This window comes from Exiguobacterium sp. UBA3968 (assembly GCF_002385115.1).
GTDB lineage: Bacteria > Bacillota > Bacilli > Exiguobacteriales > Exiguobacteriaceae > Exiguobacterium_A.
Window position 1 is genome coordinate 646,523 of record NZ_DGCW01000005.1, and the last position, 13,618, is coordinate 660,140.

Here is a 13,618-nt window from a genome sequence, read left to right on the forward strand (position 1 = left end):
AATGCGGACTTTGGTGGATAGACAAAAAAACCTCCTCACAGGGGAGGAGGTCGACTAACTATTCGTCGAGCTGATTCAAAAGCATCAGCCAATTTTTCGTGAAAAGATCATCCGAAAAACGCTCAACCGAATGCAAGGCGGCTTCGCCCATTTGACGTCTTAGGGACGGTTGCTCCATCAAGCGAATCGCTGCGTCAGCAAAGGCTGACGAGTCACCAGGTGGAATGATAAATCCAGTCGTTCCATGCTCAATGATTTCACGGGGACCGTAACAAACATCGTAGGCAATGACCGGAACACCGTGACCCATGCTCTCAAGGATTGCCATCCCGAACCCTTCGGATTGCGACGTAAAGATCGTTGCGACAGCACCATGATAAGCGTCTTGAATGTTCGTAACGAACCCTTTGAAACGGATGTGCTTCGTTAATGACAATTCCTTGATCAAAGCATGGAGATCCTTTTCGAGCTGATCGTTGTAACCGAAGCCATAGAAATCAAGGAAGGCATTGGGGTGGTGGTCGACGATCTTCCGCATGACACGGACACTCGCAGCGACATCCTTTTTGATTTGAATGCGCGAGACAACGATGAACCGATTCGGATCAGGTTCAGGAAGTACCGAGTAGTCGGCTTCCGGAACAGCACCAACACCGTGTGGAATCGCATGGAACGTTTCCGGATGACCGAACTGGTTGGTCATATGCGCTTGTTGACGAGGTGTTGCCGTGATGACACGATCCCACTCGTCGATGCGACCGAATAATGTATCCCAGACACCACTGACGGCTGCTGTCTCATTGAAGGGCGACACGAAGTGATTGCTATGCCCGAAGGCAATCTTTTTAATATTCGGATGCTTGATGTCTAGGATGACCGCATCCAAATTCTTTTTCGGTAGGTTGGCAAGACGATCCCGGTATTCTGATGAGATCAAGACCGCGTCATGTTGATCTAACAGCTTGTTCAAAACGAACGTATTAAAGATCGCTGGATCATTGAACTGTTTTTCCTGACCGGCTTCGAAATAAAACAGATGGCTCCAATCCGCCGAGTTGATTTTATGCCAAATCGTCAAATAACACGTTCCATCACTGTGGAAGAAGGAACGAGAGACCGGCTTATTCGATGTAAGCGAATACTGGATCGTCTGCACCAACTGCCCGTTATCAAGGTATTCCTCGCGGCGTAGGCGATGGCGATTCTCTGAAAAATAATCGATGAAGCTGAGCTGATTGTTAGCGTCAAACCGAGCGTACTGGACGTATGTACCATTGTCGAACAATCGATAGGAATCTTTTTCGGCACGGCTCGCATCGAGGAACAACGTATACCGTTTTTCCCAACGCGGAATCAATTCGGCTTTCGAAGAAACGACGGACCGTTTGTCTGCCTGGCGACGTGCTAAATAATTGATGACGTTGACGACCTGGATGCGAGGATCAAGCAACCGTGCTTCGACCATCTCTTGACGAATTGTTTCGAGATTCGGTTGAATCCCTAACGTCACGAGCGTCACGTTTCGCTCCGGATCAGCCGCGATGATCGCATTCGCGCGTTTAATGACTGCTTTTGATAAACCGCCACGCTGGGCTGCTAACGTATTCAATGTAAAAAACAAATCTCGTGTCATAGGGCATCTCCTTATATAGCGCTTACAATTTTATTTAGTAGCATAAAATATGGATCATATGGTGAACCTTGTCCATACTATAGCATACTTTGTTGGAATAATAAGGAACCTAGGAACGAGATCTCTCTATCCCTAGGTGTATTGTTAAGCTTCGTTGATCGGTTGAACGAATGATCGATTGGCTGTGATGTACATATCCTGAGCCGTTTTCAAGCGTGGTGTGCCTTTCGATGACAGGACGACCTTCTCAATTTGAACCACTGTATCGGGGGTGTTTTTCGTCGGTAGTTCATTTTTAAAGTTACGATCGGCGTACTGTTTACATGTCTTCAAAATCCGGACTGCTGCTGGAGGCGCAGTCAGATACGTCTCGTTATCGATCACAGGCGGAAGATGGACATATTTTTTGTTTGCCGTGACGTAAGCTCCATTAGCCGTGACGAGTCGTGGTGTGCCAGCAAGCGTCAACTGTAGATCACTGATTGTCAGGAGTTGACCGACTTCGAGCGCTGCTTGCTTATGCTCAAATTCGAGGTCATCATACAAAAAGGCTTTCTCGAGTACGACGACTTGCGTCGGTGCTTCGATATGATACTTCGTCGCATCAATTTTCTGTAACGGTGATTTTTGTTCTTCGGGACGAAATTCGACTTTAAGTTGCTGATAATGCAAATGCATTTCGTCGACACTACTCGGTAACGTCATCCGGACGACGAACGGATGATAGTCGTCATGGATCAGCATCAATTGGAATGGATCTGAACGCGGTTCGAGTGCCTCGGTCGGAATGAACAGTTCGTTCTCATCGATATGGAACGGAACGGCGGTTTCCGTTGCTTCATCGTTGGGTGCGATTAAGAGAACTTGATCAACCGAAGACATGTCGTCTTTGAGTAATTGTACGACTTCATAGAAGAGACCATCAACGAGACGCGTGCCTGCATACGAGGCAAAGAATGGCTCAAGGACAGGCCCGAGATGATGCAACGAAGCAGGCATTCGGTAATAGAGACGATTCTCCGATACATATCGCCGGGCTTTATGTTTTTGGACAAGGAGCGTGATGAAGGTGACGAAGCTGTCATAATCTTTTTGCTGAAGTAAGGCGTACTGTTTTTGAAAGATGTCATCAAAAATGAAATCCGCTGGATTTGCACCATGGCGTTCAAAAACGGCAATCATTTCGCGGAACAGGTCAAAAAAGGTCTGCTGTTGCGGATGCTCAAGGAAACGCTTGTTGTTGAACAGTCGGGAGAGGAAGTCCATCTCGATCAACCGACTCAATGCATGCGTTTTAGCAACTGCCGGAATATCAAGTTCGAGCGTTTTCTCAAGCACTTGTAAATTGAAGGTCGTCTTTTCGAAAATACTTGTTTGTCCGACAAGCGAATCATTCATCGCGAAACGATTGACGTGATAGACCGGTGCCGGATTCATCGAAGCCGTTTGGCATTTCGAGATGGCTTCAAAGAAGAAGAGTTTATCTTCACCGAACTGCATCTGGCTGAACCGGATGTTATGTTCAAGCAAGACGGAGCGCTTCAGAATTTTCCCTGGAGGTCCGACCGCGCGGAACACTTTGTCGATTTCATACGGAACAAGCTGATTCGCTGTCGTAAACGACGCAAAGCGACCAACCTTTTGAATCGACGTGTCGGTATGTTTGATCGTTTGACCGAATGCGATATCGGCATCATGCGAAGCGGCTTGTGCGACGAGTCGAGGGAATCCGACTGGATCGAGACGATCATCAGCATCTAAGAACGTGACGTAGGTACCTGTCGCTTCTTCAATTCCGACGTTTCGCGGTTGTGCAGGACTGCCCGTATTTTCAGGAAGTTCGATGATGCGAATGAAATCCATCGTTTGTGCAGCCGTGTGGAGAATCGATAACGATTCATCCGTCGAACCGTCATCAACGAAAATCGCTTCGATTGTTGAGTGATCGAGCATGAGTTCTTGTATCGATGCGATACAAGTTGAGAGATATGTCGCCTTATTGTATACAGGAATAATGATTGATGCGGTTCTTTCCATCAGTAATTCCCACCTTAAACTAAATATTAAAAAATACCCCCTGAACTGTGCCTTAAAACAGATGAAGGAAAGAGAAGGGTAAGAAAACACGAAAATGGTCGATGACTCCATTAAATAATAGAGTCAACGACCATTTAGACAATTAACAAATCAGCCTTATAGGATTAGAATTACTTGATTCCAATGTTCTCAAGGTATTTTTTTTCAGAGGCATCGATTTTACGGCTGATTTGTTTCGAATACGTCTTCCGCGCGTAAGTAGACCCTTTTTTCTGATAAATGGCTTTTTGTCCTTCAGATGATTGGTCGTAATAGATTTCGATTAAATCTTGATCCTCATAGACGATGACGCCCGTTTCATCAGTGTTTCGCTTTAGTTGCTGGTTGATCTGTTGCTGCTTCAAGTACTGGTTTTCAGATTTAATGACTTGATTGATGGCTGCATCGTATTTCTGTTTTGCTTCCTCACTCGTCGTATTTCCGTCTTGATCGTAATTGCTACATCCAGCTAGACAGACGATCGAAAATAGCAGTAAAAATAAAAGTTTACTTTTCAAATGCGAACCCCTCCGAAGTACACGTTCTGTATTACCGATAGTGTACATCAAGGCAACACTTCATATGTAGCGCACTTGAGAAAAAGGGAAGTGTTTCATGTTGGTCGCACTATAGTTCGATGGCATCGATGACGCCTTCAGGATACTCCCAGACATTGCCTTCAATGAGCCATTGATGATGGCAGTTCGGACAAGCGACTTCCGAAGAAAAGTCATACTGGATTTCGAGACCTAAGCGCCGGTCTTCGTACGCTACACTATGTAAATCTTCAATGAGAATCTCATCCTTGAATTTCTCGCGACAACGTGGACATTTGAATTTCGAATAATGACTGATGACCGTATCCATTCGATTCAACTCCTAAATAAAGAATAAGTACCGTATACAGTATAATGATAACGCTTACATAAAAGTGTTTTAAATTAAAATTGTAATCAAAATGGAATATATCATATGAATAAATAAAAATTCCCATAAATGGTTATGGCTTTTATAATGAAGAAGAGAAATTGATTTTTCAAGAAAACAACAAATGACAAGAAATTATAAATTTCATCGACTTATTACTTAAAGGGATCGTGTGACAATATGCAACTCATTAAACAAATCAACGGTCATAATCATTTTTGGTTGTTCGAGAAGGATGGACGGACACTTTACACGTTTCACGGCATTATGGGAGAGCGGTTAGAAGAACCAATGAGCGAGCAGAAGTTCTCGCGATTTTTCAATCTGGATGCCTACATTCGGGAGCTCGTAGCTGAGAAAGAAAAAGACGGTTACTCCGCCGTTCAAGAAGCAGATTACTATGAGATTGTCGTCGAAATCTTTTGTCAGGATACAGAGTATGACATCATCTTTGAGCATCGTTCGAATATCGAAGACGACCTTCATACATTTCTTTTTCAAATCGGCAACGGTTATTTTGTTGAGGATGATTATGGTCCGGAAGCCATCGAATTCGTCCTTCATGTCCTCGAACCATCTCAGATCGTCCAACCCGTCATTGAATATTTTAAGAAACAGTATGGAGTGACACGGCTTCGGATGGGGCAGGCAAAAGTTCATTATGGCAGACGCTTGACCGGGCTCTATCCTGAAGGGAAAAACTTTAACCGAAAAAATTAAAGACAAAAATGTATAAGAAGGAGTCACATAGATGACATATCAAATCGGTTTACCAGGTGTTACTGAAGAGAGATTACAAGAGGTAGAAGAAGAACTTGGCTTTAAGCTTCCGAAAGAACTACGAAATAGTTACAAGCACGAAAATAAATTCAGCATCGGCGAATGGGAGTTTCATCCGATCAAGGACGAGCAGTATATCAAGCGGACATGGGACGACCTTGTTCGTGTTAACACAACGGATGCGGAGGACTACCCATCCGGTTTCTTACGAATCGCACATGACGGAACAGGTGACGAACTCGGGTATCAGCTTCCGGATACAGAGACAATCGTCTTATGGGATCATGAGGAACAAGAATTATTTTCGGTAGCACCAACGTTGAAGATATTCATTGAAAAGGAACAACAAGTGGATCGCATTGCAGAACAAGCAGAACTCTTCGTACAAACGGTCATCGAGACAGGCGCCGTCTATGGTCTATCAAAATTTGAACAGTCGGGTTGGGCCTATTGTCCTTCGAATCAAGAGGAATCGGATGTATTGTTATTCTTTTCGTCGAAATCAGCGGCGAAAGCGCTACAGACGAAGGAATGGGCGGACTATCACTTGATTCGCTTGGATTTGGATCTATTCATGGATGGCTGGTTGCCGAACATGATTGACGATGGACTGAATTGTGGCTTGAACTGGGGACCGGAGCTCGTTGGACTTGAGCTGGATCCAGAAGATGTCCTAGCAGATCTGGAGGGTTAACATGATTCGGACGCTTCATAAACAAGTCGATGGAATGACAGCCGTTTGGCTCATCTATCGCGATGGACGAAAATTGTATACGTATCACGGTGTCATGAACGAGATTCATCAGGACGATATGAAACAAGTGATGGAAGAGCGCTACTTGTTCAGATATCAAGCGAAACGTCGGATGAATACGTGGATTTCGGAAAAACAGGCAGAAGGATACATATTCGAGGACGTATTCGGACTGACACCGAACCGCAAGAAAAGACAGAAGTTCAAGCGTCGAATGATAGGACTCGCGTCTCTGCTGATTAGTGTCGGTTTGTTTCTGGTAGTGATGCCTTTTCTCGTCTCTCCAATTATCATCGCAGTGTTTGCGTTACTTCAAATGGGAATGGTCGTTTTCAGTAAAGACTATTTACCGGGCTGGCTACGCACGGTTTGTTTCATCAGTTGCTGTGTCATGAACATTGAATACCGAGAGGGGTTATATGCTGGTTTCGCGATTGGAACGGGTACACTCCTATTGTTTTATGTCCAAAACAGATACAATCAAACGGATTTTCTAGCGGAACAGCCGAACCATGCTTCTATTTAAAAAATTGCTGCAGAAGACTAATTCAATTGATAAGGATGATAATTTAATGATTGTCACGCTCAGTAAGCAAGTGGATGGCATCATCTATTTCTGGTTCATGTACCGGGACGGTCGAACAATCCAGATGTATCACGGTGTCACCGAACAATGGAAAATCGATCAGGATGTCAGTGATTCAATTGAAGAACGATATACATTTCGGCGTCAAGCTAAACGACGACTGAAGGAATTAATTGCTGAGAAACAGGCTGAAGGATACAGGCAGGATGATATTTACGGGATGCAACCCGGACGGAAAGAGCGTGAGAAATTTCGCCGCCGGACGTCCTGGCTCGCATATCTTCTTCTGGGTCTCGGTCTGTTCCAGTTAGTGACACCGTTCACTATATTACCGTTTGTTGTATTAGGTATCGGTATCGCTCTGATGTTCTTAGCGTTTCTTAGTAAAGATCAGTTTCCGATGTGGCTACGTGTCCTCTGTTTCGTCGATTATTTCTTAATGCATATCAGTTTTCGGCAAGAGCAGTACATCCCACATCTATTTCCGATTCTGTCAATTGGAACAGGATTGATACTTTTATTATATCTTCGAAGCAAATACAAACGTAAACTCGAGAATAACGCCAATGATGGAGATGGCTACATATTATAAATGAAACAAAGAAATACCAGACCCATTTAAAGAACTATCCTGATAGAATTTTAATGCATTGTACAAAAGAATGTGAGGATGATCTCATGAGAACAATCTATTTGCGTGAAGACTTACTCGCACTCGACGATCCTTTTGAATATGAGGTGGGGTTACCGATCCGAATCAGAGAACTCCCGTCTTCCGTCATCAAAGAGGAGATACCGGATAGCCGTGAACAATTGGATCGTCTTCTGAAAGATGGCTATACCTTGGTCATCCAGAAACCGCGAGTTCCGAACCCTCCCGTATTTGCGGGGTTACCCGTGATAGCGGAGAATACGATCATGAAATTGTATATCTACGAGGCGAATTGTTGTGAGGATGCGTTATGGGATGTTTTGTCTGAGAATGAATACGATCGGCACTGGGCTTATTTTTTATTGAAGAAAATCGAAGGTATCAGATTCGAATTGCCTTATACGCAACCATCACAACAATCACTCAGACTCACTCATCTAGGTACGAATCAACTCGTGTATCTACAGTTTGAAACGTATCAAAGCGTATCGTGTCAGTGGGATTGAAAAAGGAGATTTTTCATGAAAACGTATATCGAAGAGCATAGCGATGCGACACGTATCTTCCCTTGGCTTGCGGATGCGAGCTCATCAATTCGTTGTCTATGTGTGGTCGGTGAGATGCTCCTGTTTCCAGAAGACATCGTCCAGTTCAAACAAATAAGTAGTGAAATGTTCCGTAACGAGCTAAGGCAAAAGCATGAGCTGAGCACTTATCGCTTTTATTTAGTAGTGTGTGCCGGAAATGGGTTCCAGTCAAAAAGAATCTTTGATTATTACAAACTGTGGCGTCTACTCGAACGAGAAGAGATGCTTGATGGCTTCACATCCCGAATAGAAGTACCAGTCCAAGTTGGAGAAGAACCGTATTACGTTGGGATTGCTGAATTTGGTCTCGAACAGCTTTCGAGAGCCATTGAGATGATTAGTAATTCTCACTCTATGTATACCATTGTTTGTGCGAATTATGCTCGCCCGTCGCGCTGTCAAGAGTTACTTACGCAGGTGCTCGATATCGGCTTAACAGAAAGCGGAGGTTTGCCAGTCGTGGAGATAGTTACGACATTGACAGCACAAGGTTACGCCGTCTGCACGTGGGGAAGTTCAAGTGAAGAACAGGAACTACAGTGTTTTCATACAGCAGCCTTCTTATGACAAGGTAGAAAGAGGGGATTCGATGAGTCTGCGTGGTGTGTCATTTGAAATCCCGAATGAACCGGGGCGTGTCTTGATCGACATATTAAGTGCGATTGAAATGAAAGCGTATGATTGGTTTCTTCGTAATTTTGATTTTCCAATCCAAACCATGGACGGGGAGTTGTATGACAGTTTAGAAGAGTTTTCGGTCGATCAGAACGTAACAGGACGTGAACTAGCGAAATGGCTAAGGGGACCTAGCAATTACCTGATTTTTGCTGAATTGTTTGCATTTCAAAGTGGTCAGACTGAAGCAGTAGGAATGACGTATGAGTGGTTTCAGGAAAGCAATTGTCACATCGCGATTTTGGTGTATGACTGCACGTACGTCGATATTTATTGTAAGGAGCAGCACGTATCGGAAGCATTTTATGAGAACGCCGTGAGACGTGGATATACCGGAATTAAGTGGGTGACCGATGACAATGATCCTCGCACTCGTTTGTCGGTATGGTCAGAATAGGACGTTATTCGTACTAGCAGATGTAAACGTATTGTGATGGAAGGGAGCGAAACCACTCATGATCCAACTGACAAAACAAAGCGGCTCGGATACACTCTACCAAACAATCTATACGGAGGGACGCCTCATCATTCAACATCAAGGAATCGTTGGAGAGTGGGTGAGAGCGGAAGACATAGGACAGATGCGTGTCTCGCGCTTCAAACGATTAGGTGTACAGATTTTGCAGCTGATCGAGAAGTTTGAACGTCAAGGCTATCGCGAGCTGAACGAGGCAGATTACCGGGAACTAATCGTCCAGTTTCCTTATGACGAGGGTCAGGCAGAAGCAGCACTCGAGCGTCGCCATATGATGGAAGAGATAATCGATGAAGGTCTGCTTCATACAGGAAACGGCTACTGTGAAGGGGGAGATATAGGAAGTGGCACGACGAATATCTTTTACTATGTCCTTGATGTCGAGGCAGCCGTTTCTCTGATTTTTGAAGGGATAAAGGAACATGATGTGCAAGGCGAACTGATCATCGCGATATCAGAAGGAGAAGCGTACACCGTTCTATACCCTGAAGGAGCGCTGTTCGATTTAATTGATGAAGGTAAACCATGGAGCTGGATTCCGATGACGCAAGCGGAGGATGAGAAGGTATGGCACGTCATTGATCAACAATTTCAGTTCACACCCAGTACGAGAGTCTTCCCCTCATACCATGCCCCAAGTCCGTTCATTACATACGAAGTGGATTATAAGAAACGAGAAGAAATCGAACGAGAACTAGGACGTATTCTGATCGAGCTGACTGTTGAAGGAGAACGCGTCATGGCTCTCGATTGGAATCATCAAGGGTATTGGATCGACCCAAGACGTCCGTTTCTTCGAAATGAAGAAGGAGACTGGATGATTCCAGCAGTTCCAGATGGCGATTACTCCTTTTTCATCGCTCGTGATTTTCGCTGGGGATATCTCGGTCACCCGTGGGAGGGTAGCATCACGTTGTTTGTAGAAGATCTAATTACTGCGTTCCAAGGGACGGACAATTTTATGAACGAAATCCGGAGAGGATAAAAGGAGGATCGGAAGTGAGAACACCATACGACGAGTATCAAGTAACCGCATTATGGCAGATCATCTCGGAGACAATCAATGAATTAGTCGACAATGATGATCTCGAAGAATGGACGACGCATGAACATATCGTGGGTTATCTCTGTAGCAAACTAGAAGGTCGGATGAAAGATGAAAAATAAGAATAGGATGCTAGTCGAACGGGACGACTGGGTCGATGTGTTCCGGGAACTGCTACCACGTGACGATTGGAAAGACCTCGTCCGTCTTCAAGTAAGTCAGCATTCGTATCCGTTTGAAGTGAAGTTACTAGAACGACCACTCAAGCAGAATCCAAATATTCATGATTTATCGGATTGGACGGTTCGTTCCCACTTCATCATGACCGATGCCGCGAAGCTTGACCGACTTCTCGAACATCTTGTCATCGAACAGCAAGAAATGGCAACTGAAGCAGAGGTGACGCTCATCATCCAAAAACAAGGACAAGGAATCGTCCGGGTTACGAACGATTGTGTCTCGATGTATGGAGTCGCATATGAAGAGCTCGATGACGTAGGGACAGAATATGAGAACTTTTTCAATGCGGTTTTACCACATGCCACGTTTCCAGTCGAGGTCGTCTTTTGTGGTCGAGATATTTTAGAAAATGATGATTCGATTCATGTGATGACGTTGCACGATTCCAATTGGCAAGCGGTGTTTGAAGAACATGTATTGCATTTGCTGAATCGAAAGGAAGTTACGTCAAGATTATTTTCGAAAGATGCACGTCCCACGCAGCAAACGCTTGAGAACTTCATGTCTGAATTCTCGTTATTGATGGCCTACAACTTCATCGTGACTCGCGATGCAACGGATCGATTTGGCATGCTCGATCACTTTTGTACGAATGGAAAAATCGCGCATTTTGGAAAGATAGACAATGGAAAGACGTCTTTCAATTAATGATGTAAACATCACACAGAAGGAGGAAGCATAATGAGCTTAGCATCATATATCTGTATGGAGAGACAAATTCCTGAACAGTATCTCAATTTAGATGAAAAAGGTGAAACCGTTCCTTTATATATCGGCCCCTGTTTTGCGGATCAAGACTGTCTGTATGAAGTAAAAACGAAGCATTTTCATAAATGGTATGTATATGAAATTTCGAGTCACTGGGGCATCGAGATCGTTGAACCTTTTGATTCCGAAATTGCACTGGAATCGAAAGAAAAGCTGCGTTATTTGTTTACGCTCATGAGTGACTTCTTAGACGAGGGTGAATCGTTTGAATTGTATACCTGTTGGATTGGGGAAGAGTCCGATCCGCAAGTGAAAAGTATGACGTTATCATTGGCACTTGATCAGTTAGAAGATATTGAGATTCCTGAAAGAACGCATATTTTAATCACGAAACAGAGTGAAAACTAAAAAGCCACTGATCCACAGCGGCTTCAGTTTATTTGGTTCATTCTTGTGCATAGACGATGTCTGCGATGGCGTGAACTTGTTCAAGCGTCATCTCGGAATAGAATTCGATCGACAAAGGATGATCCGTCGGCTCGAGTTCAAAGAAAGGAAGTTGACCGGTTCCTTCATCATGGACCATCACTTTCAAGTTGACGGTATCCGGGTAAGCGGGTAGATCGCTTGAAAACCAGCCGAACATCGGCTCCTCAATCCGAGAACGTTTTTTCTCGATGAAGCGAGCGAAGTTGTCAGGACTCAGGCTCACCCATGTAATCCACCAGAAGGGTTCGTCTTGTCCAGCGATCGGGAGTTCAAGAATGCCCTTCACGAAATAATGTGGACCGTCCAGTTTAAGACACACCACGTATCATGCATCTCGCTTTTCGTTTCTTGCTCTTTCTCAGACATTTGTTCGTAGTAGACCGGTCCGAGTGTTTCATATTCAGTCGGGAGTTCATCGTGGCGTTCGCCACAGATGGCGCAAGGCATAAATTTTTTCACTGGAATCACCTCTAAGTTGGGTTATGTATGTCTCGTTGTCGAACGTTAGGATAGAGCATACTTGTAGTGTAGCACCTGTTGATAGAGAATCCTGATGGAGACCGTGACAATCCAGCGAAAGTGAGGGGATTAACGTGCACATTTACATCGAAGACAAGCAAAATCATGCGAAGACGATTAAGGAATATCATCTGACAGTGAAAGGACAAGATCGAATCACATCCATTTTTTCATTCGAGTATTATAACGATGATTCAAAGGAAGATGAAGTCATCTCATACGAGAAAGTGTTAACCCAATTCTTCTCGCGGTTAAATCGTTTTCCAATCTATCTCTCTTTTGGATTCCATGAACTGACTGATTTAGAAAAAGAAGATTTGCTGTCTACGATTAAGCACAAACAATTACTGTATACAGAGACCTCAATCACTAAGCGTGAAAGATATATGACCGTCGAAGTGAATCAACCGACTGACTTATTGCAAATACTAGCGAAGTCTATTTCATTAGCTAGGAACAACGGCTACTATTTGGTTGCTTTCACTGATGTATTGAAGTTTGAAACGAGGAGAGTAAGACGGTGGTTGATTAAAAAAGAGAGAGTAGTGCCAGTAATCGATATGACAAAACCGACGACATTTTTTAAAACCGGGTTTGATTTCGAGAATGTCTTGATCTTCTCGAATGAAACAGATTTCGATGCGTTAGAAAAAATAGAAGCACTGTTTCCAGAAGATGAAATCGAGCGGTAGTAGAGAGGTTAAGAGAGGAGAGAACGTGTTGGATGTCTATTTTGAGAATCGTATGGATCACGCACAAGTGTTTAAGGACAGATACTTGTACGTTGATCGACCAGAACGTATCGACTTTATCTATTCGATAGACGGTATTCCGGAAGATGAAACAGGAAGTTATCAAGAGGCATCGAATCGAGTATTGAAATACTTTCTGATGCGGTTAAATCGCTTTCCGCTATTCGTTACGTTCGGTGGTGATCTTATCACTGATAAAATAGAACCATTTTTTCAGAAGGAAAATCTGTTATATACAAAGATTCAACCAGATAAGAGCAGCCCTTTTTATAGCGTTCAAGTGAACGATGCGAGCGAACTTGAGCATCTGCTGGACGAAACGTATTGGTATGCAGCTGTGAACGATTTTTATTTCATATCGTTTACGAATCTCCTGACGTTTGAGCAGAAAATGGTCAAAGGATGGTTTTTCAAAAAAGAACGTATCGTTCCTGTCATTCGTGCGACAAAAGAGATGTCATTCATCACGATGGAGCATGATTTCATGGGCTATTACCTGTTTTCGAATGAAGCTTGTTTTGATACTGAAGACAAGGTAAAAGCGTTTCTTCCAAAAGGAGAAGGCATCGATTACTATGAGTGACATCCGGTCGGATGATATAAAGGAGGACGATCATGTTTGGGATTAGTACGAGTCTAAAAGAAGTGCCAGAAAACGAAAAGGAGATTCTCCTATTTCCGAGTAACGTCCAACGCTTTTTGAAAGAAGACTTCGCAAGG

General features: G+C 43.8%; 19 protein-coding genes. 13 read left to right on the forward strand and 6 right to left on the reverse strand.

The annotated features are described in order from the left end of the window. Positions 1-58 precede the first annotated feature (58 nt). The 4 genes from B3S86_RS04970 to B3S86_RS04985 all read right to left on the reverse strand — a co-directional run bounded on the left by B3S86_RS04970 (position 59) and on the right by B3S86_RS04985 (position 4,576). The gene (locus B3S86_RS04970; protein WP_290749803.1) at positions 59-1,633 is read right to left on the reverse strand and encodes a glycosyltransferase; all 1,575 of its coding nucleotides are present in this window, start codon (positions 1,631-1,633) and stop codon (positions 59-61) included. Between the two features lie 144 nt (positions 1,634-1,777). Then, positions 1,778-3,670 (reverse strand): glycosyltransferase family 2 protein, encoded by a 1,893-nt coding sequence (locus tag B3S86_RS04975; RefSeq protein WP_290749806.1) that lies wholly within the window; start codon positions 3,668-3,670, stop codon positions 1,778-1,780. Positions 3,671-3,840: 170 nt separating this feature from the next. Next, on the reverse strand, positions 3,841-4,227 hold the full coding sequence (locus B3S86_RS04980; protein ID WP_290749809.1) for a hypothetical protein: 387 nt from the start codon (positions 4,225-4,227) through the stop codon (positions 3,841-3,843). Between the two features lie 109 nt (positions 4,228-4,336). Next, positions 4,337-4,576, reverse strand: a complete 240-nt coding sequence (locus B3S86_RS04985; RefSeq protein ID WP_035408336.1) for a hypothetical protein — start codon at positions 4,574-4,576, stop codon at positions 4,337-4,339. A 240-nt stretch (positions 4,577-4,816) separates the two neighbouring features. Here B3S86_RS04985 and B3S86_RS04990 point away from each other — a divergent pair, with 240 nt between their 5' ends. From B3S86_RS04990 to B3S86_RS05040, 11 genes are all read left to right on the forward strand, one after another. Beyond that, complete coding sequence (locus B3S86_RS04990) at positions 4,817-5,356, forward strand: hypothetical protein (RefSeq protein WP_035408330.1); 540 nt, start codon at positions 4,817-4,819, stop codon at positions 5,354-5,356. 31 nt (positions 5,357-5,387) lie between these two features. Then, positions 5,388-6,110, forward strand: coding sequence for a DUF2750 domain-containing protein (locus B3S86_RS04995; protein ID WP_290749815.1), 723 nt, complete (start codon positions 5,388-5,390; stop codon positions 6,108-6,110). Position 6,111: 1 nt separating this feature from the next. Then, positions 6,112-6,696, forward strand: a complete 585-nt coding sequence (locus tag B3S86_RS05000; protein WP_290749818.1) for a hypothetical protein — start codon at positions 6,112-6,114, stop codon at positions 6,694-6,696. Positions 6,697-6,742: 46 nt separating this feature from the next. Continuing rightward, complete coding sequence (locus tag B3S86_RS05005) at positions 6,743-7,348, forward strand: hypothetical protein (protein ID WP_290749821.1); 606 nt, start codon at positions 6,743-6,745, stop codon at positions 7,346-7,348. 86 nt (positions 7,349-7,434) lie between these two features. Beyond that, the gene (locus B3S86_RS05010) at positions 7,435-7,914 is read left to right on the forward strand and encodes a hypothetical protein (RefSeq protein ID WP_290749824.1); all 480 of its coding nucleotides are present in this window, start codon (positions 7,435-7,437) and stop codon (positions 7,912-7,914) included. Between the two features lie 15 nt (positions 7,915-7,929). Next, a complete protein-coding gene (locus B3S86_RS05015; RefSeq protein WP_290749827.1) occupies positions 7,930-8,562 on the forward strand; it encodes a hypothetical protein in 633 nt (210 codons plus the stop codon). 22 nt (positions 8,563-8,584) lie between these two features. Continuing rightward, positions 8,585-9,067 (forward strand): DUF2691 family protein, encoded by a 483-nt coding sequence (locus tag B3S86_RS05020; protein WP_290749830.1) that lies wholly within the window; start codon positions 8,585-8,587, stop codon positions 9,065-9,067. Positions 9,068-9,125: 58 nt separating this feature from the next. Beyond that, on the forward strand, positions 9,126-10,130 hold the full coding sequence (locus B3S86_RS05025) for a DUF2716 domain-containing protein (RefSeq protein WP_290749833.1): 1,005 nt from the start codon (positions 9,126-9,128) through the stop codon (positions 10,128-10,130). A 14-nt stretch (positions 10,131-10,144) separates the two neighbouring features. After that, a complete protein-coding gene (locus B3S86_RS05030) occupies positions 10,145-10,312 on the forward strand; it encodes a hypothetical protein (protein WP_290749836.1) in 168 nt (55 codons plus the stop codon). After that, positions 10,302-11,078 carry a hypothetical protein gene (locus B3S86_RS05035; RefSeq protein WP_235513997.1) on the forward strand — a complete coding sequence of 259 codons (777 nt, stop codon included), beginning with the start codon at positions 10,302-10,304 and terminating at the stop codon, positions 11,076-11,078. Before B3S86_RS05030 ends, B3S86_RS05035 begins: the two co-directional genes overlap by 11 nt. Positions 11,079-11,111: 33 nt before the next feature. Next, positions 11,112-11,546, forward strand: a complete 435-nt coding sequence (locus B3S86_RS05040; protein WP_035408320.1) for a hypothetical protein — start codon at positions 11,112-11,114, stop codon at positions 11,544-11,546. Positions 11,547-11,583: 37 nt separating this feature from the next. Here the strand turns inward: B3S86_RS05040 and B3S86_RS05045 are convergent, their stop codons facing one another. Further along, on the reverse strand, positions 11,584-11,913 hold the full coding sequence (locus tag B3S86_RS05045; RefSeq protein WP_290749843.1) for a DUF2199 domain-containing protein: 330 nt from the start codon (positions 11,911-11,913) through the stop codon (positions 11,584-11,586). After that, on the reverse strand, positions 11,910-12,086 hold the full coding sequence (locus tag B3S86_RS05050; RefSeq protein ID WP_290749848.1) for a DUF2199 domain-containing protein: 177 nt from the start codon (positions 12,084-12,086) through the stop codon (positions 11,910-11,912). The genes B3S86_RS05045 and B3S86_RS05050 overlap by 4 nt, the downstream gene beginning before the upstream one ends. Before the next feature lie 134 nt (positions 12,087-12,220). Here B3S86_RS05050 and B3S86_RS05055 point away from each other — a divergent pair, with 134 nt between their 5' ends. After that, on the forward strand, positions 12,221-12,838 hold the full coding sequence (locus B3S86_RS05055) for a hypothetical protein (RefSeq protein ID WP_290749851.1): 618 nt from the start codon (positions 12,221-12,223) through the stop codon (positions 12,836-12,838). 28 nt (positions 12,839-12,866) lie between these two features. Continuing rightward, the gene (locus B3S86_RS05060; protein WP_290749854.1) at positions 12,867-13,481 is read left to right on the forward strand and encodes a hypothetical protein; all 615 of its coding nucleotides are present in this window, start codon (positions 12,867-12,869) and stop codon (positions 13,479-13,481) included. Positions 13,482-13,618: the final 137 nt, after the last annotated feature.

What these genes read in the sequence shown, in the direction of transcription:
- B3S86_RS04970 (WP_290749803.1), bottom strand. Translation starts at nt 1,633, where the DNA reads ATGACACGAGATTTGTTTTTTACATTGAATACGTTAGCAGCCCAGCGT.
- B3S86_RS04975 (WP_290749806.1), bottom strand. Translation starts at nt 3,670, where the DNA reads ATGGAAAGAACCGCATCAATCATTATTCCTGTATACAATAAGGCGACA.
- B3S86_RS04985 (WP_035408336.1), bottom strand. Translation starts at nt 4,576, where the DNA reads ATGGATACGGTCATCAGTCATTATTCGAAATTCAAATGTCCACGTTGT.
- B3S86_RS04990 (WP_035408330.1), top strand. Translation starts at nt 4,817, where the DNA reads ATGCAACTCATTAAACAAATCAACGGTCATAATCATTTTTGGTTGTTC.
- B3S86_RS04995 (WP_290749815.1), top strand. Translation starts at nt 5,388, where the DNA reads ATGACATATCAAATCGGTTTACCAGGTGTTACTGAAGAGAGATTACAA.
- B3S86_RS05000 (WP_290749818.1), top strand. Translation starts at nt 6,112, where the DNA reads ATGATTCGGACGCTTCATAAACAAGTCGATGGAATGACAGCCGTTTGG.
- B3S86_RS05005 (WP_290749821.1), top strand. Translation starts at nt 6,743, where the DNA reads ATGATTGTCACGCTCAGTAAGCAAGTGGATGGCATCATCTATTTCTGG.
- B3S86_RS05010 (WP_290749824.1), top strand. Translation starts at nt 7,435, where the DNA reads ATGAGAACAATCTATTTGCGTGAAGACTTACTCGCACTCGACGATCCT.
- B3S86_RS05015 (WP_290749827.1), top strand. Translation starts at nt 7,930, where the DNA reads ATGAAAACGTATATCGAAGAGCATAGCGATGCGACACGTATCTTCCCT.
- B3S86_RS05020 (WP_290749830.1), top strand. Translation starts at nt 8,585, where the DNA reads ATGAGTCTGCGTGGTGTGTCATTTGAAATCCCGAATGAACCGGGGCGT.
- B3S86_RS05025 (WP_290749833.1), top strand. Translation starts at nt 9,126, where the DNA reads ATGATCCAACTGACAAAACAAAGCGGCTCGGATACACTCTACCAAACA.
- B3S86_RS05035 (WP_235513997.1), top strand. Translation starts at nt 10,302, where the DNA reads ATGAAAAATAAGAATAGGATGCTAGTCGAACGGGACGACTGGGTCGAT.
- B3S86_RS05040 (WP_035408320.1), top strand. Translation starts at nt 11,112, where the DNA reads ATGAGCTTAGCATCATATATCTGTATGGAGAGACAAATTCCTGAACAG.